General features: G+C 61.2%; 14 protein-coding genes. 1 reads left to right on the plus strand and 13 read right to left on the minus strand.

The features are described from left to right. Nucleotides 1–81: 81 nt before the first annotated feature. The 8 genes from RA164_RS13725 to RA164_RS13760 form a co-directional block, all read right to left on the minus strand. The gene (locus tag RA164_RS13725; RefSeq protein WP_329741402.1) at nucleotides 82–1,122 is read right to left on the minus strand and encodes an ABC transporter substrate-binding protein; all 1,041 of its coding nucleotides are present in this window, start codon (nucleotides 1,120–1,122) and stop codon (nucleotides 82–84) included. Nucleotides 1,123–1,143: 21 nt separating this feature from the next. Next, nucleotides 1,144–1,929: a hypothetical protein gene (locus RA164_RS13730; RefSeq protein ID WP_329741403.1), complete on the minus strand. Its 786-nt coding sequence runs from the start codon at nucleotides 1,927–1,929 to the stop codon at nucleotides 1,144–1,146. 58 nt (nucleotides 1,930–1,987) lie between these two features. Beyond that, nucleotides 1,988–4,036: a PepSY domain-containing protein gene (locus tag RA164_RS13735; protein ID WP_329741404.1), complete on the minus strand. Its 2,049-nt coding sequence runs from the start codon at nucleotides 4,034–4,036 to the stop codon at nucleotides 1,988–1,990. A 206-nt stretch (nucleotides 4,037–4,242) separates the two neighbouring features. After that, a complete protein-coding gene (locus tag RA164_RS13740) occupies nucleotides 4,243–5,751 on the minus strand; it encodes an HAD family hydrolase (RefSeq protein WP_329741405.1) in 1,509 nt (502 codons plus the stop codon). Further along, nucleotides 5,748–6,794 carry a hypothetical protein gene (locus RA164_RS13745; protein ID WP_329741406.1) on the minus strand — a complete coding sequence of 349 codons (1,047 nt, stop codon included), beginning with the start codon at nucleotides 6,792–6,794 and terminating at the stop codon, nucleotides 5,748–5,750. Before RA164_RS13745 ends, RA164_RS13740 begins: the two co-directional genes overlap by 4 nt. Further along, nucleotides 6,791–7,939 (minus strand): PstS family phosphate ABC transporter substrate-binding protein, encoded by a 1,149-nt coding sequence (locus RA164_RS13750; protein WP_329741407.1) that lies wholly within the window; start codon nucleotides 7,937–7,939, stop codon nucleotides 6,791–6,793. The genes RA164_RS13745 and RA164_RS13750 overlap by 4 nt, the downstream gene beginning before the upstream one ends. A gap of 44 nt (nucleotides 7,940–7,983) precedes the next feature. After that, a complete protein-coding gene (locus RA164_RS13755; RefSeq protein WP_329741408.1) occupies nucleotides 7,984–10,260 on the minus strand; it encodes a TonB-dependent siderophore receptor in 2,277 nt (758 codons plus the stop codon). Between the two features lie 450 nt (nucleotides 10,261–10,710). Next, nucleotides 10,711–11,712, minus strand: a complete 1,002-nt coding sequence (locus RA164_RS13760) for a sialidase family protein (protein WP_329743557.1) — start codon at nucleotides 11,710–11,712, stop codon at nucleotides 10,711–10,713. Between the two features lie 282 nt (nucleotides 11,713–11,994). Between RA164_RS13760 and RA164_RS13765 the strand changes: the two genes are divergently transcribed. Next, nucleotides 11,995–13,215, plus strand: coding sequence for an alpha-L-fucosidase (locus RA164_RS13765; protein ID WP_412731036.1), 1,221 nt, complete (start codon nucleotides 11,995–11,997; stop codon nucleotides 13,213–13,215). Nucleotides 13,216–13,335: 120 nt separating this feature from the next. Here the strand turns inward: RA164_RS13765 and RA164_RS13770 are convergent, their stop codons facing one another. From RA164_RS13770 to RA164_RS13790, 5 genes are read right to left on the minus strand one after another with little or no spacing between them, the layout of a single operon-like run. Continuing rightward, entirely contained in the window at nucleotides 13,336–15,174 is a 1,839-nt protein-coding gene (locus tag RA164_RS13770; RefSeq protein WP_329741410.1) for a glycoside hydrolase family 35 protein, read from the minus strand. A 59-nt stretch (nucleotides 15,175–15,233) separates the two neighbouring features. Next, nucleotides 15,234–17,903: a glycoside hydrolase family 3 protein gene (locus RA164_RS13775; RefSeq protein WP_329743558.1), complete on the minus strand. Its 2,670-nt coding sequence runs from the start codon at nucleotides 17,901–17,903 to the stop codon at nucleotides 15,234–15,236. A gap of 10 nt (nucleotides 17,904–17,913) precedes the next feature. Continuing rightward, the gene (locus RA164_RS13780) at nucleotides 17,914–20,328 is read right to left on the minus strand and encodes a beta-N-acetylhexosaminidase (protein WP_329741411.1); all 2,415 of its coding nucleotides are present in this window, start codon (nucleotides 20,326–20,328) and stop codon (nucleotides 17,914–17,916) included. 14 nt (nucleotides 20,329–20,342) lie between these two features. Beyond that, nucleotides 20,343–21,398 carry a glycosyl hydrolase family 18 protein gene (locus RA164_RS13785; RefSeq protein WP_329741412.1) on the minus strand — a complete coding sequence of 352 codons (1,056 nt, stop codon included), beginning with the start codon at nucleotides 21,396–21,398 and terminating at the stop codon, nucleotides 20,343–20,345. After that, on the minus strand, nucleotides 21,395–23,029 hold the full coding sequence (locus RA164_RS13790) for an alpha-L-fucosidase (protein ID WP_412731037.1): 1,635 nt from the start codon (nucleotides 23,027–23,029) through the stop codon (nucleotides 21,395–21,397). The genes RA164_RS13785 and RA164_RS13790 overlap by 4 nt, the downstream gene beginning before the upstream one ends. Between the last annotated feature and the right edge of the window lie 82 nt (nucleotides 23,030–23,111).

The following is a 23,111-nucleotide window of genomic DNA, read 5'->3' on the forward strand; positions in this document are numbered from 1 at the left end:
CACTTGTCGACCCTCCCGTCGCCGCTACTGCAACCAGACAGAACAACGTCAGGACCGCCAGGGAGCCAAATCGCAAAGCCGTCATCGATAGGCCTTCAGCGCCTTGTCAACGAACGTGTTGGTATACGTATCATTCACCCTCACACGCCAATACGACGGATTGGCCGCGGTCAGCACCTGCCATTCCTTGGTCGCGCCCTTGGCAGGCATCCTTCCGTCGTTATCGAACATCGGGATTTCTTCCTTCAGTTCCTTCAGGTAAGCCCCGCGGTCCTTGCCTACGATCTGCGGCGGCATCACTGCCATGATCTGCTCAGGCGTATGCGTGTGGATGAAGTGCAACGTGCGCACGAAGGCATCGGCCAGGAGTTGCGCAACCTCAGGGTGTGCTTTCACCTCTGCACTCATCATGTACACCGTGCTCGACGGAAAAAGCGTTCCCAAAGCCTTTTTGGTGCCGCGCACGGTTGTCAGATCCGCGAAGACCGACCCCACGCCCTGGGATTCGTACAGATCCCCCTCCGGAGTCGGTGCGACAACCAGGTCCGCCTCACCTCGACGCAATGTGTCTACGTTCCTTGCGTACATCGTGGGCAACCGCGTGTAATCGCCAAGACCGTGTCCACCCGACAAGACGAGTGCGTTGGCAATCGTTGTCTTGGAGGAACCCGCACCACCCGTGATGATGCGTGCGCCCTTCAGATCCGTCGCGCTTCGATACTTGTTGCGCACCTGATTGGCGACATAGACCTTCGCGCCAGGCGTTACGCCCAGAGTGACGATCGCTTCGGTGTCGATGCCTTTCGATTGATTGACCACGTTATGGTGGTAATAAGCCATTACCGCATCGACTCGCCCATCTTTGAGCATGTCCACGCTAGGCACATCGTGCCGTGTGTTCATGACGGTCACGATCACTTTCCCCTCGTCGAAATAGCCGAGACGCTCGGCGAGCACGACGGGAAAGTTGCGGATCTTATCGATCTCGTCGACCAGTAGCACGACACGATGCGGAGACGTAGTCGTACAGTCAGGCGAATCCACCGGTGCGTCACGGTCACGGGCCATGGCCATGCTGCTCACGATGAGGGCGGCGGTAAAGGAAATAGCAAGTTTTTTCATGAGGGTTCCATGCACAGACGCTCAATGGCCCAAGACGACGGGGTCGGCGACAACGACCTGTTCCTCGGCACGTACATGTTGCTTGCTAACACTGATCGCCTCCCATTCCGGATTCGACTTCAGGCGTGCGCGCACCTTGTCCACGACAGCCTCGCGTCTGCTCAGCGCCGCCTGGTCCTTGTATCGAAGGATCGCGATCACGTTCCATGCACGTCCGGCCGGGAACTGATTCATGTAGATCGCATAGCTCGCCAGCACGCCCTCACCCATCCATCCTTTGAACTGAGGTATAACGTAGGCATTCGCATATTTCAGATAGTCGCTAGCCGACACTTCCGTCTTGTAGGGAATGACCACATAGACGGCATCCGGCAGACGCGCCGCAGTGGCAGCCGAGAATTTCAGATCTGCTGGTGTCGTGCGAATGGTCGTCACCGCCGCCAGTGCTTTCGTGGATAGCGCACCCGGATCCCTTGCCTCGACACGACGCCAGCGATAGAGGGACGCTGGGGTGGCGAATGTGAGGATCGCCATCGCATCCCAGTTCCCTGAATCCGCGTATCGACTGAAGAGCAGCTTGTAGTGCGTGAGGCGGCCGTCATGCTCCCATTTCGCGAACGTTTGAACAGTTGATTGCGTAAGCTCTTGTCGCAACATGGGTCGATTCGGAGGTGTCGTCTGGTACTCGATGATCAGCGACAAGCCTCGATTGTCTGGCGGCGGTACTGTACCTGTTGCACTTACTTCTCCGACATGGGACAGGCCCATCGATACTAGTGTCAGCGCAAATATCGTTTTTTTGATCATGCTCCCTCCCTTTGATTGTCGTTTGTTGCATGGATCTGTCGACGCTCGGACGCTGATTTCAGAGATCCAGCACCAGATATTCCCCCTTGGCCCGCGAACAACACGGAGTGAAATAACCGCGCTCCCGCTGTACCCCCGTCAACACCGAGTCCAGATGCTCAACCTCACCTGATATCAGTCGCATTACGCAGGTTCCGCAAATTCCTTGCCCGCATGACACCGGGATCTCGACCCCGTGTTCGGCCAACGTCGCTGCAATGCTCACGTGTTCGGCGACCTGAAACGTCCTCCCGGTGCTTGCTGCCCGGACAACAAACGCATGCGTCATCACCGGTTGCTTCGCCTGGGCCGCAAACCGTTCGCTGTGGAGCTGCTCCGTAGCCCAACCATGCCGATGCGCGGCTTCCAGCACCGCGTCAGTGAACCCTGCCGGACCGCATACATAGAGGTGTGTACCCACCGGCTGCCGGCTGAGGACATGGTCGATATCGAGCCGTCCGCCCCGTTCGTCACTGAAATGGAAAGACACACACTGCGCCCAGGACGAGCCCGCAATCCGTTGCAGAAAGGCGGTGCGTGAGCGCGAGCGTGTGCAGTAGTGCATCTCGAACTCGGCGCCACCGCGCGCGAGCTTCTCAGCCATACCGAGGATCGGCGTAATTCCGATGCCACCTGCGAGAAGCAGCGAGTGGGAAACCGATTCGTCCAGCGCGAAGTGGTTGCGCGGAGGGCCGATCTCCAGAAGATCATCTGTTTTTACGCGCTCATGCAACATCGCAGACGCACCGCGCGACTCCGGGGCGCACAACACGGCGATCAAGTAGCGTCGACGATCTCGAGGGTCGCCACATAACGAATATTGACGTACGAAGCTGCCTACGTAGACGTCAATATGCGAGCCCGCGGTAAACGCGGGCAACTTGCCTCCGTTTCGCGCGACGAGCTCGAATGCACACACACCGTCGGCCTCGACTGTCCTGCCGGCGACACGCACTTCCAACGTGGCGTTGCCGGAGACTGGACCACGGGTACGGCGTATGAAGTTGCGTATGCCTGTGTATCCGAGTATCGGTACCGATAGCGCACCGAAGAGCAGCAGTAGTTGTGCAAACACTCCGCCGTATTGTCCTGTGTGCCAGGACAACATCCAGAAATACAGGCGAAAACCGAGACTGTTCTTCGCATACGGCACGAAGCTAAGCACCTTGCCACTATAGGCATCGAGGTACAGCATCGTGCGTGCATTCGGATGCGGCGCATCATGGGCGATCAGCCATATTTCGACGGGATCACGCGTCTTGTACGGAATGTGTATCAGCGCATCCTGCGGATCGGGCACGAGCGTCAGCGCCGTGCGCCAGAACGTTTCGAGTGGCAAACGCCTGGCATCATGAGCCGGTACTACCGACATCGGTGACACGGTCATCCGTGAACCGGTGACCGTGTAGATGCCTTGTTTGTACCACTTGAATGCGAAGGGCAGTCCAGTCAGGACCAGCGACAGCAGGACGGCCGCAGCGCATACGCCCATTACCCGGTGTAAATGGAAGGCTGATAACCGTGCAGGCGAGCCAGCTTTGACCGCGAGTGCCATCCGCCATCCGGTGCGTGTTCGCGGCCACCAGAGCACGACTCCGCCGATGATGAGCGAAAGCCCGAAGACCATTGCGCACGTGCCCGCAATCAGCCGACCGTGCTCGATGAAGAGAAAGCGATGAATCTGCTCGATGCGGCCGAGAAGACCGCCGTAGCGTGGGCGCTGGCCGAGCACTTTCCCGGTGCAGGGATTGAGATACACAAAAACTGCATCCTCAAGGCGAACTATCGCCACCGGCATGCGCGGTTCACCCGGCTTTCCAGCAATTATGCGGACATAGTCGGGTTTTACCCCAGGCCGCAAGGCAGCTGCGTTTGCGGCGAGCTCATCCAACGGCACGCGCGACGTACAGACTGGTATGGTCAGCAGACTACGGCTTATTACCGGCTCAAGTTCCGCACGAAACACGATAGCCGCCCCCGTTGCCGCCATGAGGCAGAACAGCAGCCCGATGGTCAGGCCGGTCCAGCGATGGACCTGTAGCAACCGCGAACGGAATGCGTGCTTCATGACGTACCCTGACTATGGCAATGCCTTCGCTTCATATCTCCAACCGGCCGACCGGTGGATTTATCTGCGCTCAAGTACACGTTGAGCCAGGGAGTTACATCGCCAGTTCCCCTACACACGAACGCCACTAGGCCCTGCCAGAACGCTGGAGTGGGGATGTGCCCGATGAGGCACCCTCCAGCGACGGCAGGTGGTAAAACATCGATTCACCCGCCGATTGACCAGAGCACCACAGCGTCGAACAGTGCATGGCCCTGGGTGGTGAGATCATCGTAAGTAGGGTTATCCATCGGCAACTGCGCCCGCCGGGCCGGTGCAACGAAGCCATCCGCCATTACCGAACCCTTGGGATAGCCAAAGATCGCACGCTGCTCTGGAGCGTTGGGCAGGGTCGCGATCACCACAGCGTCGGGCGTCGGTACTGCCCACTTCAGCACGCCTGGATGTTTGCTGAACTGCACCAGGCCCGGCGTAAGGCCTGCCGCCATCGGGTTGCCCGCACCGACAATGTCCAGATAGTTCTCGGGCGGGTCGTCACTTTCGTGCTCCTCGCCGTGCTCGCCATAGTCAACATACCGGTGGCGACCCGCCAGATGCAGTGCATCGGCGTCCAGGCCCTCCATCGAAATTACCGGCACTGCGACATCGGCATACTTGTTGGCCAATTTGTACTTCGAACAGGTTGAGGAAATAAGCACCAGATCCTTGCCGTCAGCACGTGACTGTGGCGCAGTCTGGTCGGCGACATCCACGTCGAAACCCAAGCTGCGCAGGTGTGCCACGATGTGCTGGTCTGCCTCACGCCCTTCCCCGCCGTTGACACGTTCCACGTACAGCACCTTCTTGCCGTGCGCCGCCTTACGGAGCCGAGCGTCGAGCGCAGTGGGATCGTAGGGCGCTACATGCGGGGGCGGGCTGGCTGCCCAACGGAGAGCTGTGTCGAACAATTTCAGACCGATCGCCCAACTCCGCATCTGTGGGTCGTGTGCTGCCGGTCCATGTACCGCGGTTAGCAGATGGAAATTACCGTTGCCGAGAAAGAAGCCAACCCGACGCGCTGGAGCTACCCGTCGTTGCAGCATGCTGGCATTGCGCTCGTAGGTGAACACCGCCGCCATATGCGGACTGCCATTGAAATCGGCGACCACGGTGGCACCGGGGCCAGGACGGCCCCAGCCGGCATGACCAGGCTCCAGATACAGCGTGCCAAACAACTGCGGTTTGAGCCCGACCGCCCGACCAATCTCCGACGTCGTGCTCGCCCCGTAGCCGTAGAGAATCATGAAGCTATCGGCGAAATGCTGGATCGGATCCACCACACCGAAATCCCTGTGCAACTCAGGCCCGGTCATCCCCAAATTGGGATAGTCGAAGGTGTTCCAGGTGAAGATCGGCACCGCGACATCGGCATAGCGATCACCCAGTCGATTGGCGTTAGCGGTGGAAGAGATCACGATCAGACTGACGCCCAGAGCGGAACTCTCGGGCGCATTGTCATCAACCGTCTTGACCTTGAAGCCCAGTGACTCCAGGTGCTGGTGTACCAAGGCATCGTCATTGGGCTGGCCGGGTTCAGTCGAGCCGGTCACCAGCAGTACGGTCTTACCGTGGAGCGCCGACCAGGGCAGCATCGCAGCGCTGGCGGATGACATACAGAACACGAGTGCCAGCACGAGGCCAACCGTGACCAAGAAGGAACGCATCCGTCGACTCATGGCCTTGCCCCCTCCGCCTGTCCCAATGTCCATAGTTCGGCCGTTTTGTTCGCCCCCTTCCCAACATCGGATGTACCACCGATCGCAAGCCATGGCTGGTGGGTGACTGGGTCCATGGCCATCGCTTCGCAGTGCCACGGCAGCGGATCGTCGCCGGCCGCAACGTATTTCACGAAAGCCAGCATACGGATCAGGGTCAGTCGGTCGTTGGCGGCCACTCCGATCGCGGCCCCCTTCCAGCCACCGGCACCAAAGGGATGGAAAGCGAACAGCATGCGCGAGGCACCGCGCATCGAAGATGGCAGATGCTCGAATGTGAAGCCCATGTCGGTATCGATTACCGCGCGTGTACCGTCTGCGCAGCCGACAAACAGGCGACGACCGACCGGGTCCATTGCCAACCCGCTCGGGTTCTTGCAAGCCGACAGCGGAATGGCGCCCAAATCACTCATGTGCGCCTCGTCGACAGCATCGATCGCGTCGTTCGAGCCATCGGTAACATAAAGCGTACCGCGCTCATCGATGGCCATCTGCCCAAGAGTGCCGGACAAGTTCAGCGCCCCAAGAAGACGACCGCTTGTCGCATCGACTTTGTCCAGGCCGGATCCATGTACATGCTCGATAAACACCGCCCGCGCCTCGCTGTCGTAGAGCATGGCTTTGGGCGTGCCGCCACCGAGTGATTGCTGCCATAGCAAATGCAGCGGACGCAGACCGAAGCTCGCCAGCCGTGCAGGATCGGCAAGCAAGGCATAGCCGGTGGCATGCTCAGGATCGATTGCGATGTCAACGACGGTTCCGGATAAAGCCAGCGTTCCTGTCATCTGCCCGGTAGCCGCATCGTAGGCCAGCAGTTCGCTCCCTCTGGCAATATAGGCCTCGTGGCCACCAGGACCGAACGCCAGCGCCTGCACCAATGCACCAGCCGGTAACGTGAAGCGCTTTACGAGTTTCTGCCCAGGTGTAGCGGCTGAGCAGATGCCACACAGCGATGCCAAAGCCAGCCCGAGCAGGCCGCACCTGATAGGTTGATGCCTTCTCATGGACGACCTTCCCCTTGCACCGAGTTGCCGATCAACGCACGAGCACTGGCCGCCTGGTTACTACGCAGCGGCAGGAACACAGCCTCGTCCAGCACCTGCTGCTGCCCCTGCCGACTAAGCACAAAGCGGAGGAACTCCCGCTCAGCTGGCGGCAAGCTACTTCCCGGCTTCACATTCACATTGGCGTAAACCAACCTGCTCAACGGATAGGTCGCCATGGCGACGTTCGTATACGTCGGTGCCACATAGTGACCGTTGCTTCCGATCGCCAGCATCTTTACCGGGGCGTCGATGAAGGCCAACCCTGCATAACCGATACCATCGGGATCGGCGGCGACGCGCTGGGCGATCGGAAACACCGTCGGATCGAAGTGCAGGTCCTTCCGCCAGTGTCCACGCTGCGTGCCGGTATCGAGCACGCGTTGACGTACGAACTCCTCGAAGCCATTCCAGGGTTTGATCGCATACACATGGATCGGCTGAGCGGCCCAAGCACCTTTGGCGCCGAGGTCGCCCCAAGTGGTTGTGACCTGCCCGCCGCGTAGTCGCGTGCGCGACAATACGGCATCCAGTTGCTTCAGGCTCAGATGGCTAAGTGGATTTTGCCTGTTCACGAAGAACGCCACTGCATCCAGGAAACCAAACTGCCGATACGAACCGCCCGAGACCGGAATGCTCAATGGTGGATAGCCATGGTGTGCGCGGAAAGCACTTACGTCGGTAGGCCTGAGCTCGCGTGAGACAAAGGCGATGTCGAGCCGGCCGGCATCCATTTCGCCGGCCACGTGGGTCCCTTCGTAGGGCGGACCAAAATCGACTCGTACCCTGGGATAGAACGTGTGGAACGCGCTTATCCAGGCTCTCACCAATCCGGGCAGAACATCGGAGCAACCAACCTTGATCGAACCGTGAAAGTCGGCGCCATGCGCAGGCACAAACAGCGGCAACGAACCGTCGAGCGTCGGCTGCAGCAGCTCGGGCTGCGGTAATGGCCTGCCGACGCGCTTGCCGGCTTCATCCTGAGCATGAGTCTGAACCGGATGCGTGGTCGCCACCGGCAGCAGCCACTCAACCTGCTGTGACGCCGACGGTCGCTGTGCTGCAACTGCCACCGGAGCAGCAAGAACTGCGACCAGCAGCGCCAAGCCTCGCCGCCTCAATGGCGTTGTGTTGCGCTCACCATGACGTTTCATTGGAAATAAGCCCTTACCGAGAGGGTGAACATTCGTGGAGTGCCCGGAAGCAGATTGATGTCACCGTTGAACCCGGCACTTTGGTAGTAGGTCTTGTCGAACAGATTCTCGACCTTGAACGTCACCACATACGGCCCACGGCTGTAGTACAGCGCCGTATCCACCCGGGTATAGGCGGGTAGCCGCAACATTGGTACACCCACCTTGGTTGGGCTGAAACCCTGACGTTCGCCGTTGTAAATAACGCCCACCCCAAAGCCCAGTCCTTCCAGCGAGGCGTTGGTGAAGTCATAGCGTGACCAGACGTGCGCGCTGTTGTAGGGCACGTCTGGCAGGCGACTGTTCACCTGTACCGGTGTGGTCGATGCCGTGATCCGAGCGTCGGTATAGCTGTAGCCGGCAGTCAGCTGCCAATTATCCACGGGGCGTGCATTGACCTCGAACTCTGCGCCCTGCGAGCGCGCCTTGCCCAACTGCTGGTAGCAGGTGCCGTAGGCGCAAGGGAAATGACTGAATGTGTTCTTCTCGTTGATACGGAACAGCGCCAGCGTGGCCGACAGATGACCGTCCATGAAGTTGGCCTTGCTCCCTGCTTCGATCTGACTGGCCCACGTCGGCACAAAGCTGTTGACCCCGTGGATGTCGATCGCGTTGGCCGCTGGCGGCACGTAAGACGTGCTGTAGCTTGCGTAGTAGCTCCAATGCTTGTTCGGTTGGTAGACCAGACCGTACATGGGCAGAAATTTTCCGTTGGTCTTGCTGTTCCTTGGAACGCCAGCGACCCGCCGCTCGACGATCGACTCGTGATTGCGCGCATAGCGCAAACCAAGCGTGGCTTTCCAGTGTTCGGAAAGGCTCATCATGTCGGCGAAATACACGCCATAGCTCTCCGTCACCGAGTAGCGGTCTGTCAGTAGCTTGGCACTACCGTTGGCCACCAAGGGCAGATCTGACAATGCCGGAACTTGGCCGTACACCGGATCGTAGATCGAGATATCCAGCGATTCAGGACCCTTGGCCGGCGCATTGAAGAACTGCAGTCGGTTGGCATCCAAAGTGTCGCGGCCCGCGGTAAGGCCGATTACCGTCTTATGGCTGATACCGAAAGTATCGAAGGGGATATGCAGATTGGTATCAACGTAATCGTATCGGCGCCTGTTGATCTGACCGCGTGCGCGGCGAGCGACGTGGAGCAAGTCCGGGCGGATTGCTGTGACATCGAAGCCGTGCGCCTGGTCGGTATGCCAGACGTCGCGAGTGTCGATGTTCCAGCTGATACCGTTACCGAAGTTATGGTTGAAAAACAGCGACAGTACGCTGCCATGCTCCTTCTCGTAGTCGCTTGGCTCCTGGTAACGCGTCGTGATCGGTGCCACGAGGTTGATGTTGCTGTCCGGCGCGACCAGATAGGTGTCGTAGCTGTAGTGCAGGTGCTGGTATTGATAAGCCGCGGTAAGGCTGGTCCTGTCCGAGATATTCCAGGTCAGGCTGGGAGCGAAGTAGACGTTGCGGTCGTAACTGGAGTGACGGTAAGTATCCTTGTCCGAGTCTTCCATGATCAGCCTGTAGAGAAAGCGCTTGTCCTTGTCCAGCGGACCGGTCAAATCGGCCGCGAAGTCAAGTCCGGGCCTGTCTCCGATGCCAACGCCGGCTCCATCGTAGGTGGTGACGGTGCTGCTCAGCTCATACAGGGGATAGGGCTCGGGCTTCTTGGTGATCAAGTTGACGAATCCGCCCGGTTGTTCCTCGCCATTGAGCACCGAGGATGGACCGCGCACCACATCAATACGCGAGATCCCGATGGTTGCTGGTGAGCCGAATCGCGTTGCCAGCCCCGGCAGCCCATCGACCAGGATGGAGTTCTGATCGTTGGCACCGCTCTGGAAACCACGAAAAACCAGGTCGTAACCGGTAATGCCGGCACTCTGTATCCCGGTCATGTAGGGATACAACTCGGCGACCTTGGTCGCCTCGACCGCGTGCATGAAGGCACCTGTATAGGTGGAGATGGAGAACGGCGTATCCCTGGCAGATACGTCCATCTTCAATGCACTGTGGCCCTTGGCGGAAATGAAGCGACTTTTGACCGATACCGCTTTCAGCGTGACAACTTTTTTGGGCGATGACTTTGATGATGACTGGCCATTCGACACCGACTTCGCAGCACCTCCGAACGGCTGCTCGGGTGATGGCCCTGGCCGGGCTTGCGTGGTTGCTGCTGAAAGGACTGCTGCGATTGAAACGGCGATTAGATTGAAACGACGGAATGACATTCTCCCCTCCCCGACAGGCACATCTTTGGATGCCTTGTGTGTATGCCGGTCGGCCCCCCCCGGGGGTTCCGGCTCAGGGCGAGCATAGGTCGCGTTTCTTTAAGCAGACTTAATTCTTTCTTAAATTTCTTTCAGCCCACCCGAATGGACTGTCCCCGCATCCTGGAGGGAGCCAGGTCGCCGGTTCAAGCCATAACAGCACTCCTCAACGGCTACGGCGGCTACCCCAGATAACTGGCCCTAATCGCCCTTCCCTGACGCCACCTCATGGCCAAAACCGGACAACGCCACAGCCCTGCGGGGCGTCCAGAGGCATGCTTGAAGCGTCCGTGGTGACGGGGTAGAACCCTTCACAGATCCGCGGGTTTCTGACCACCATGGCTATGAAGCCTGACGCAGGACGGTGCTTCTCAACAGCCTGCTACCGGGCATCGCACAGATGAGCCTTATTTAGAGCCGCTTGGGGTCAAGCACAATGTGCCTTATGCGCAAGCGCTTCCATGTGTACACAATGTGTACTAGACCATTCTTTGCCTGAATCACTGCGGGGTACGAAAACTCTGCCCCTGGAGTATGTTCAAGTGTAAGCACGCGCCTCCAGTGAATCCCATCTTTCGATAGCGCCACCGCAAGCGTGCCCCGTCCGTTCCACCAGTTCTTTCCGTGTATCGTCGGGTTATAGACGAGCAGTGCACGACCATCGCGCAACATCACCGCATCGATACCGGAATTTGGGTTACGCACGTCTAGCAGCGCCAGATTCGACCAGTGTCTTCCGCCATCATGTGACCAGGTCGAAAAAACGCGGTTCTGCTTTGTTCGTCCAATGGCCTGCAACAGGTGCGGCCCCCAGTACAAAAGAGAGGGCTGGATCGCTGCAATGTGCCGTGGATTACCGACTGGCGCAGCCAGATGCCATGTCTGGCCAGCATCATCAGACAACTCGAAGTGGATGTGCCAGCCACCTAGCTCGTTGCTCGACGGGCTGACAATGCTGCCATCGGGTAGCTGCACGGGCTTGTCCTTGATCGGACCAAGCAACCCTGAAGGGAGTCGCCTTGGGGCGGACCAATGCACTCCATCGTCCAGTGATGTCATGACCATCCCCCACCAGTGCGCTGGATCAGGACCAACCTTATAGAACAGCAACAACGGACCATGTCGCGGCATGAACAGTACCGGGTTCCACGTTGGCAGGCTTCTCCCATCTGGCTGCCGTCCATTGGCAACCTGGACCGGCCGACTCCAACCGCCCCCAGCCGGTTTGCGCGACAACCAGATACCTACATCGGGTGCGCGCTCATGCTTGCCACCAAACCATGCGGCAACTAGTCCAGCCGGCGTATCCACAATGGTCGACGCATGACACCTCGGCGTTGGCGGAGAGATGCTTACGAACTCCTTGAGAACGATCGATCCATGCGACCTAGACGCAGAAAATGACGGCGCCATAAAGCACACGAAGACGAGGCAAGCCGAGTAACGGAATACCTTGATAAACATACTATTTTTCATTGACAAAGCCCGGTTATGACATTTTAATCTTCAATCGATTTAGACGTCTTTACTTCTACTTTTGGAATACGAATGATCAAGCCCGCCTTAAGGACACTTTGCATCTCCATTGCCATCGCAACGACCGCATGGTCGATACCGGCAACGGCACAAAACTTTGTCGACGTTGAACCATCCCCGCAGCAGTTGCATTGGCAGGACCTTGAGTTCGGAGTGATCGTGCATTTCGGCCTGAACACCTTCCTCAACCAGGAGTGGGGCAACGGCACGGCGAACCCATCCGTGTTCAATCCCGACCACGTCGATCCCGAGCAGTGGCTGCGCGCAGCGAAATCTGCCGGAGCTCGCTACGTGGTACTGGTCGCCAAGCACCACGATGGCTTTGCGCTCTGGCCTACCGGCCAGACCAGCTATTCGGTAAAGAGCAGCCCGTGGAAGCATGGCAAGGGCGATCTGGTACGGATGACCGAACTGGCCGCACACAAGGAAGGCATGGGCTTCGGCGTCTATCTCTCGCCATGGGACCGGCATGAACCCAGCTACGCGAACTCCAAGGCCTATGACAAGTTCTACATGGCCCAGATGGATGAGCTGGCGCAAAACTACGGCCCATTGGTCGAATGGTGGCTCGATGGTGCTGGCAGTGCAGGCCATGTCTATGCTTTCAAGAAGTACGTCAACGAGCTGCGCACTTATCAGCCGAACACCATGGTGTTCGCCGACGTCGCGCTGTTTGGCTACGGTGACGTACGTTGGGTCGGTCAGGAGGACGGCCGCATACATGGCGAAAACTGGAACGTGATCGATCGTCACGGCGAAGTGCGCTGGCGACCGGTCGAAGTCGACACGCCTCTGCACAAGCTCCAGTGGTATTGGCACCCCGATAGCAACAAGACGCTTAAAAGCGTGGCTGAGCTGGTCGACATCTGGGAAAACAGCGTTGGCCGTGGCGGCCAACTGATGCTTGGCATCGCGCCAAACGAACATGGCCTGCTGCCCGCGGCCGACGTGGCCAGACTCAAAGCCTTCGGCGAAGCACTGAAAGCCCGCTATGGTGCCGACAAGAACCTCGCACGCCACCATCTTCCCTGCAATCCTAACGTTGCCGCCGCGCTCGACAACAACGAGGACACCTTCTGGTCCGCACCAAAAGGCTCGCATCACGCGACACTCGAAGTCGACTTCAAGCACCCGGTCACCCTCGACCACTCGCTTGCAATGGAATGGTTGAACGTGGGGCAGCGCGTCGAGAAATATGCCATCCAGGTCTGGACCGGCAACGGCTGGAGGACCGTCGCCGGAGCGCAGGCCATCGGTCACATGAAGATCGATCACTTTCCCGCTGTGACCACGACCAAGGTGCGACTGGACATCCTGGCCAGCACCGGCACCGCGCGCATCCGCGAATTCCAGCTGTTCAACGTGGGCACCACACCCTGATGGCAATACCCGAGTTACCTGCCCGCACCGCGGGCGGGTAACCCGGTGCGCTGAGCGCTCGGCGCGCCACCGGACTGCCGCTGGCGAGAAATGCGTCATGGCCCGCGTACGACACATCCTTCACTTCCGTCTCGCTTGGGTCGACCATAGCGGTGTATCCAAGCCACGCAGGGTCGGTCGGACATCGCTGCGCAGGTCGAATACCACGACATCGTTGCGGCCACGGCGCATCCACGGTGCGGGCAGATACAGCGAGTGCTGCGGACCAATGGACCAAATGCGGCCGAGGTTGTGGCCATTAACCCAGGCGAAGCCCTTACCGAAGGCTCGGACGTCGAGAAAGGTATCGAGACGCTGCGTCACATCGAACCAGCCACGATGGAACGCCGGCCCGGTCACCGGGACAGTGCTCCAGCCATGGATCTGTCGCGGCGAGCGCATGGGCAATGGATAGACATCCCAGCCATGCAGCACCCTGCCATCGAACATGACGGGGTCGACCAGCCCAGCTCGCCCGTCGGCCAGATGTGGCCCGTAGTTGATCCGCCCAGTGTTTTCCACGAGCACGTCGAGGGTGTGCCGGCCCGGCCCCGTGTCGATGTCCAGCGCCACCTGCTTCAGCCGGCGGTCAACCGTGCCGACCCGCTGCCGGTCGATATACACGGCAGCGTAGTCGCGCACGTCGCCCAGATACAGTTGGCCGTGGTGGGGACCATCCAGCCGGGTGCGATACAGAATGTAGCCATAAGCCTGACCGAAGTGCTCCATCGGCTTCGGCAAGTCGACATGCACTGGTGCCGGCAGATTGCTCCACAACGAAGCCGACTGCGTCAGGGTGAATATGGGAAGCCGCATCCGCGGCAGGGCTGGCGGCAATGGCGGCGGCGTCTTGTCAGTGGCCCGCTCAATGACATCGCGGAACAACATGAACTTGCGCCGGGGCCGGCCGCCTTCGTCCAGCGCCGCATCGTAGTCGTAACTTGTGGTCTGCGGCGCGTAATGGTCGGCCGGTCCACCCTGGAAATTTGCGCCATTCATGAAGCCGAAGCTGGTACCACCCTCGAACATGTATATGTTCACCGAGTCGCCCTGCCCCAGTATCCAGGCCAGCTCCTTCGCCTGGGTACTGGTATCGGTCTGCGCGTGTGCGCCACCCCACTGGTCGAACCAGCCGGCCCAGTATTCGCCGGCCATGCGCGGCTGCCTGGGCCGGAACGCGGCCAGCTCAGCAAAGGCCTTGCGTGCCTCGCCTGGAGCGAAGTTCACGACGGCAAGCACACCAGGCATGGCATCGTTCTTGAGTTCGCCCGGACCATCGGAGGTGAACAGGATGTCGCTCCCCATGCCAGCCTTCTTCAGGGCCTGGCGAATGTCCTCCATGTAGCGACGATCATTGCCGTAGGAACCGTATTCGTTTTCCACCTGCACGGCGATGACCGGACCGCCACGACTAGCCATCAGTGGTGCCACCTGCCGTCCAAGCGCGTCGAAATAGCGATCCACTGCATGCAGGAACGCTGGATCCCGGGTGCGTACATGAAGATTTGGGTCGGCGAACAGCCAAGCCGGCAACCCGCCCGCCTCCCACTCCGCACAGGCATAGGGTCCCGGGCGCAGGATCACATTGAGCCCCATCGCCTGCGCCAGCCGCAGGAACGCCGCGACGTCGTTGCGCCCCTTGAAGTCGAAATGGCCCGGTCGCGGCTCCACCGCATTCCAGAACACATAAGTCGTGATGGTGTTCAGGCCCATCGCCCGTGCCTTTTCCAACCGGTCGCGCCAGTACGCGCGCGGTACGCGCTGAAAGTGCATGGACCCGGCAATGATCTGGTACGGCTTGCCCGCACGTACGAAATGGTCGCCAGCGATCGTTACCGGCTCTATGGTTGCCGCTCTGGCCGCCATTCCGGCGACCAGGGCCAGGGCAAAACAGGCCGACAGCGACACACGGCGTAGCATGCCTTTGCATACGCTCCGAACGCGTGTATGGCCGGACATCGCACAGACAGGCACACGGATCATTTCGGCAGTTCCGCATGCCCGGAAATATGGAAGCCTGCCGACACCCCTCCGGCTTGGCCCGGCTGGCCACCACCCAAGAACACCCGGTAGCTGCCTGCATCGACGGCACGCCTGCCGGCAGCATCGACTTCGCTTAATCGACGCGGCGACAGGGTGAAGCTGACCACGCAGCTTTCGCCCGGCGCCAGATGCACGCGACGGAATCCCACCAGCGCATGGCGCGGCGCCAGCGGCACACCGGGAGCATCGAGATAGACCTGCACCACATCATCGCCCGCGCGTTGGCCGATGTTGCGCACGACGGCGCTGACCTTGAGCGGCTGACCCGCGCGCAGGGCACCGCTGGAAAGCTTCAGGCCGGCATATACAAAGTGCGTGTAGCTCAGTCCATAGCCGAACGGATACAGCGGTATGCCCTTGAAGTAACGGTAGGTGCGTCCCTGCATGTCGTAACTGTCGAACGGCGGTAGATCATCCACCGAACGGAAGAACGTCACCGGCAGGCGCCCGCCGGGGTTGTAGTCGCCGGCCAGCACCTGGGCGATCGCCCGGCCGCCCTGCTCGCCCGGGTACCATGCCGCAAGAATTGCGTCCGCATGCTGTTGCGCCCAGTTCAATGCCACGGCACCGCCGGACAGCAGTACGACGACCAGCGGCTTGCCGGTCGCCGCCACCCGCTCGAGCAGATGACGCTGTATCGCAGGCAGGCCGATACGGGTACGGTCACCGCCGTCGAAACCCGGCACATCGAGCTGCAAGGCCTCGCCTTCCACGTCCGGCGAGAGACCGACGAAGGCGACCACCGCGTCGGCCGAACGTGCCGCCCGCACCGCAGCGGCAAGCTGGTCGGCCGGGGGCGCCAGCCATTGCAGGCGGATGCCCTGATCCTGTCCGCTGTGCACCATTTCCAGCCGGATCGCATGCGGCGCGATGCCGGCGAAGTGCAGCTCCACCTGCATGTGCTTGCCATTGCCTTGATCGTCAATGACCTTGCGGCCATCCACGTACAGACGCACCGGATCGTGACCACGACAGTCGAAGCAGCGGTCCACGTGGATGGCCAGTGTGTAGTCGCCCGGACCCGGCGGCACCAGTTGGCCAGTCCAGCGCACTGCATAGGCATCGGCCGACAAGCCCTTGGCCGGGGCCACCTGGTCCCAGTCGAAATCGACGACGCGGTCGGTACGGGTCACTCGCGGCACGCCAACGAAGCTCGTTCCGGCGAAATATTCGCCGGTGAGCCCCACATGCCCACGCGAGCGCAGCGCGGTTTCGGGAATTGGTACCGGCACACGCGCCGCGATCGGCGAACCCTGCGCATAGACCACCTTGCCGGCACCGAAACGCCTACGCATGCCTTCGAGCGGCGTCACCGGGTTGCGTGCCGTGCCGTGGTAGTTCGCCTCCAGCGTCTCCACCGTGTCCGCGTCGGGGCCGATCACCGCCACGCGCATGCCGGCGTGCATCGGCAGGGTGTCGTGGGCGTTCTTCAACAACACCATCGACTCCAGCGCAGCACGCAGAGCCAATTGACGATGTGCCCGGCTGTCCACCTGGTTGGGACCGATCGAGGCGTACGGGTCGGCCGAGGTCGGACCCAGCTCGCCGAGCCGGTAACGGGCCGCGAACAGGCGGATCAGCGCACGATCGAGTGCCGCCTGCTTCACGTATCCCTTGCGTACCGCTTCGTCCAGGCTGGCATAGGTGTGGCCACAGTCCAGGTCGGTACCTGCCCGGATCGCCGCCGCCGCCGACTGTGCACTGTCCGGCAGGTAATGGTGGAACTGCGTGATGTCGCCCACCGCATCGCAGTCGGACACGACGTAGCCATGGAACCCCCAGTCCTTGCGCAAAAGCGTGGAGAGCAGCCAGGGGTCGGCACACACCGGCGTACCGTGCAGCGCGTTGTAGGCGCACATCACCGAACCGGCCCGCCCTTCGACCACGGCGGCCCGGAAGGCCGGCAGATAGGTCGACTCCAGATCGTACGGCGACACGTCGACGTCGAAACTGTCGCGTCCCGGCTCCGGCCCGCTGTGTGCCGCGAAGTGCTTGGGTGTGGCGATGGCGCGCGGATGCTCCGGATCAGGCCCTTGCACGCCACGGATGAAGGCTATCGCAAGGCGTCCGGTGAGGAACGGATCCTCGCCGTAGGTTTCCTGGCCCCGTCCCCAGCGGGGATCACGCAGGATGTTGATGTTCGGCGACCACACCGAGAGCCCCTGGTAACGCCCGTGATCGCGACCGGCACCCAGTGCATTGAACTTGGCCCTGGCCTCGACCGAAACCGTTTTCCCAACACCTTCGAGCAGACCCGGATCCCAGCTCGAAGCCAAACCAATCGCTTGCGGAAATACCGTCGCATAACCTTCGCGCGCGATGCCATGCAGCCCCTCGCTCCACCAGTCGTAGGCCGGAACGCCAAGCCGTGGAATGGCTGGGGCATCGTTCTGTAGCTGCGCCACTTTTTCGGGCAGGGTCATCCTGGCCACCAGCGCGGCCGCACGACGGCCGGCATCGTCCGGAGTGTACGCATTCGTGACGGCAGGGCATGCCAGGCCAAGCGCTAACAGCAAAAACAGCAGCCGATCACAACGAGCTGCAAGCGCGCTGGCCGTTAGGGCAGCGATACCTCTTGGCCTTATCTGACAGCACCTGTTCGGCATCGGTATCTCCTCAATGTCCACGACGGAGGCCTGCCGACCCGACCTTTGTACTGCCTTCCAACAACCGCACCATGCCCAGGCCATACAGCGGTCCATCGATCGGCGCAGTCACCCGCAGGCAAAGGTCGTGTACACCCTGCCTCTGCATCAACACCCCATGCAGTGCGAAACGCTCTCCCAGCTGTCGGCCGGCCGGCAATGGCAGGCTCGCCAGCAGGGGGCCGTCGCAGCGATCCTCGTGCACCTCCAGCTCACCATGCACTGTGCGTGCCGGATAGGCCACCACCTTGGATTGGTCGTGTGCCAGTCCGTAGTTGCGTGCCAGCCTCGCCATGTCGACGTCGATGCCGGTCACTGTATCCAACGGTGCCTGCGGATAGACCCAGCAGGCGTGGAACAGGTCCATGTCGTAGACCGGGGTGTGCCGGGTACCGAGGTCGGGCAGCAGCGGCACACGCAGCCCGAGATTTCCGCCCGGGCACGCCTCCAACTGGCCGTTGCGCAGGGTCAGCAATGCAGCGCGGTCGAATACCCGCACGCGTGGTGCAGCCAGCTCGCTGCCGTCCGGCGCGAAAGTCGCGGCACGCACCGTGGCCGGCAGCGCAACCGTGAAAGGCCGCGCGTAGACAGGCGACCGCCTGCCGGGCTCGCTGCCATCGGTGGTGTAGCGCAGGGTGCCAAAGCCCAGCTGGTTGTCCAGGCTGACCATGGCGTGACCGCTTTCCAGCGCCTTCGACACGGTTTCGTCGAGGTGGAATGTCGGGGCGAACGGCGTGTCGGCCGCCGCGATGCCGAAGGCGCGATAACGCCGCATCTGCGCGGGTAGACGTTGCAGGAAGCTACGCCAGTCTCGCTGCTTGCGCGGCGACCAAGCGATCTCCGACAACGCGTCGACCCTTGGGAACAGCGCGTGCTGCACTTGCCACGGCGAGATCATGTACTCGCTCCACAGCGCCGCCTCGACACCCAGCACATGGCGCGCCTGGCCGGCGGTCAACGACGGATCGATCGGCTCGAAGCGATAGACCCTCGACAATGGCAGGACGGAAAGCCGGCCACTCGGCTCATCGGCGCGACGGGTCTGCAGGTTGTCAAAATACAGCCAGCCGGCCGGCGCCAGCACCACATCGTGATCCTGCTTGGCCGCCGCGATCGCACCCGCGGTTCCCCGCCAGGACATCACCGATGCCGTGCGCGGCAAGCCACCTTCCAAGATCTCGTCCCAGCCGATCAGCCGCCGGCCGTGCCGCTGCAGGTATTCGCCAAGGCGATTGGTAAACCAGCTTTGCAGGGCATTCTCGTTGCTGATGCCCAACGCCTTCATCTTCGCCTGCACCTGGGACGACGCCTTCCACTCGTCCTTGATCGCCTCGTCGCCACCCAGGTGGATGTACTTCGATGGGAACAGCGCCATCACTTCGTCGAGCACATTTTCGATGAAATGCAGGCTGCGATCGTCGACATTGTAAAGATAGGGGTTAACGCCCCAGTCCACCGACACCGGTGGCCGCCGCCCAGTGACTCCGACCTGCCCGGGATAGGAAGCCACGGCAGCTTGGGCATGGCCTGGCATGTCCAGTTCCGGGACCACCTCGATATGCCGGGCGGCCGCGTAGGCGACGACCTGCCGGATCTGCGCCTGGGTGTAGAAACCACCGTACCGCAAAGGCTCGCCGTGGCTACCGGCACCCGGCGGCGTACGCCATGCGCCGATCCGGGTGAGCTCCGGATAGCGCTTGATCTGGATCCGCCAGCCCTGGTCGTCAGTAAGGTGCCAGTGGAAGACGTCGAGCTTGTGCCGAGCCATCGCATCGAGCACCTGCTCGATTGTGTCCACGCTTTGGAAATGTCGGGCCGAGTCCAGCATCAGCCCACGCCAGGCGAAGCGCGGCCAGTCGTGGATCGATATGCCGTCGATCCGCACCGGGCCATGGCCCGCGTGAGCGGTCAACAGCTGCCACAGCGTGATCGCTCCATAGAAGATACCGCGCTCGTCGCGTGCCTCGATCGTCGCACCCTGCGCATCGACCTGCAGCACGTAACCGCCGCGCTTGTCCACCGGCGCGTGTGGATTCAGTCGCAGCACGATGGCACCGATCGGTGCCTCGGCTAGCGCGCGCACCGGTAGCGAAAGCCCCCGCACACGCTTCAGCGACCTGGCGAGATAGTTTGCCGCGAACAGTGCCTGCCGGTCTCCGGGCGGCACCACGATGACCGTATGTGCGTCGACAGTGAAGCGTCCGGCTTGCGCCTGCATCTCGGCCGGAACCGGGATCAATGCCGGCACGGCCGGTGTCGGCGCAGCCGCAGCCAAGGCAGGACCGGCCAGCAGGAACAGTGCCGCAATGCCCCGTGCGAGCAGGCGGCGGCGCCAGTGTCCTGCTACGCGACGGGCAGTCGACTCGACGGCATGACTCGAATTCACCGACGAATCTCCGCTCAATGCCGGGCGAGCGGCAGCTCGTTCCAGACCTTCGGGTCCTCGGCACCAAGCACCCAGGCACAAAAACCTTCCAGGTGGTATTTCCCGATCAGCTGGTAACGGTCATGAAAACTGCGCGCGTCAGGCATGAAAACCCATTCACGCATCTCGTCACGGTAGAAGTAGTACCAGGATTCGTGCGCGATCGGATCCCAGCGGATTGTTGCGTTCTGCTGCCTGGCCAGCGGAATCGATGCATCGGCGTCAATGTAGTCGGCCTTGATGTTCGACGCTTCCGTGCCATCGGGTCGCACGGGGTTGCCCGTATACCAGTGGTAGCCGTACAGCGCGATGCCCAGCGAAAGCTTGTCGGCCGGCACCCGCTTCAGGGCATATTTGAGCTGAGTCAGCATCCATGGCAGTCCGTCGACCGGACCCGGCGTGGTCCAGCGCGTGTGCTGGTCGTAGGTCATCAGACAGATCAGGTCGGCATATTTGCCCAGCGCAGAGAGGTCGTAGGCACCGCGCCAGTATTGCCACATCCACTTCGAGAACGCGCCCTTTCCGGCATGCCCAGGTGCGTTGGGCACGACCGCGATCGACAGTTTCATGCCATGGCGATGCAGTGCCTCCGCAGTCTGCTTGACCAGCAGCGTGTAGGCATCGCGATCGGTCCAGGAGATGCTCTCGAAATCGAACTGGAAACCGTCATACCCGTATTCACGGCCCTGCTGCAACAGCGACTGGATCATCGCCCGCTTGGCGGTCTCGTCATGCAGAAATGCATGAAAGCCCTTGCGCCCCGCCGTCATCGAAATGATCGGCATGACAGGCAGGTGATGCACCTGCGCGATATGCAGCACGTACTTCTCGGGACCACCGTTGACGAGCCCCTGGTTATCCACCCCATACCAGGTCGGAACCAGGAGACCGATCTTGTCGACGTGCGCCTCGAAAGAGTTGAGCGATTTCTGCGTATTCATCAAATAGAACAACGCGACCGGCTGCGCAGCGAAAAGCGGGGTACAGACGAGCGATGCGGCCAGGAGCAGCCAGAGGTGCCAGCGTTTCATGGGTGTCCTTTGGTCGAAACCGGTTTGGAGAATGCGATACGGAAGGCGTACGCGTACTCGCCAACCGGGCGTGCCGGAAGCGCGAGGTGCAGGCCGTCGGCCTGCTGTTTCCAGGTCACCTCGCGACCGTCGGCAAGCAGACGCACGTCGCGCACGTGGTCGGTAGGTTTGATCGCGTGGATCACGGCCTTGCCGTCGGCGGGCCAGGCCATCTCGATGGCATAGAGATCGCCGTCGCGTGTGGTGAAGCGGAAATCCGCGGCGGTGTACGCCGATGTTTTGGTGTCATGGAAGCTGCCACTGACGACCTTGGTCGGCCCCTCACCCGACACCCGCCACGGCCTGGTGTCGTAAATCGCACGGCCGTTGGCCTTGAGCCAGCGACCGATGGCGTGCAGGATCCCCTGCTCGGCCGCGGGAATCGTGCCGTCGGCGCGCGGACCGATGTTCAACAACAGGTTCCCGTTTTTGCTGACCACGTCGACTAGCAGACGCACGATGAAACCGGGCGTCTTGTAGGTGTCGTTCTCGACGTAGCCCCACGAGTCGTTGCTGACCGAGGTATCCGTCTGCCAATGCCGCGCCTGGATGCCGTTGAGCTGACCACGCTCGATGTCTAGCGTGCCGGCGCCTGGCGCAAAGTCGCCCAGCTTGTAATTGACCACCACGCCACCCCAGCTTCGCCCCCGGTTGTAGTAGTAGGCGAGCATCTTTGGCAGCGTATTGCGGAACGACGGCTGGCCAATCCACCAGTCGAAATAGATCAGGTCCGGGTGATAGTCGTCGATCAGCTCGGCTGTGCGCGCCAGCCAGTCATCGAGGAAAGCTTGAGAGACATACGTCCAGTCTTTGGCCAGATGCATGTCGTTACCGTCGTAGATGCGCGGCTCGGCAGGCCCGTACAGCCCGGCGTAACGAGGATCGTTCACGTCGGAATCGATCTGCCGCCCGGTGTCGAAGAACCAGTCGTGTTCGGCACGGTGCGAGGAAACCCCGAAGTGCAGCCCCTGTGCGCGAACGGCCTTTTCCAGCGCACCGACCAGGTCGCGCTTCGGGCCCATCTTCACCGCGGTCCAGTCCGACAACTTGGAGTTGTACATCGCGAAACCGTCATGGTGCTCGGCCACCTGCACCACGTAGCGGGCGCCCGCGGCACGGAATAATCGAGCCCATGCCGACGGATCGAAATGCTGCGCCTTGAACCTGGGAATGAAGTCCTTGTAGCCGAACTTCGCCTGTGGCCCATAGGTGGCGACATGGTGGTCGAACTCCTTCGACCCCCTCTTGTACATCCGGCGCGAATACCACTCGCTGCCGAATGCCGGCACCGAATACACGCCCCAGTGAATGAAGATGCCGAACTTCGCGTTGTCGTACCACGTCGGCGCGCGGTAATGCTGCAACGATGCCCAGTCAGCCTTGTACGGCCCGTTGTCCATGCCACGTTCCACCCGCGACAGGATCCTGCGCCGTTCCGGTTCGTACTTGGCCGTGGCCTTCTGCCAGGCCATGTCCATCTGGCGTGCGGTGAGACGATGTTCGGTCGAACTGGTGGGCGACGTTTGCACCGCAAAGGCATGGGGCGCCAGCATCACCGCCAGCGCGCCGCATGAGAGCAGGGAAAATTTCATCGACTCGATCTCCGCGGATGCCTGTCCGCAGAACCGTCTTCCTGACAATTTCTGCGGAGCAGCCGTCGTTACGTATACGAAC

The sequence above is a fragment of the Dyella sp. A6 genome, from assembly GCF_036320485.1.
GTDB classification, from domain to species: Bacteria; Pseudomonadota; Gammaproteobacteria; order Xanthomonadales; family Rhodanobacteraceae; genus Rhodanobacter_A; species Rhodanobacter_A aluminiiresistens.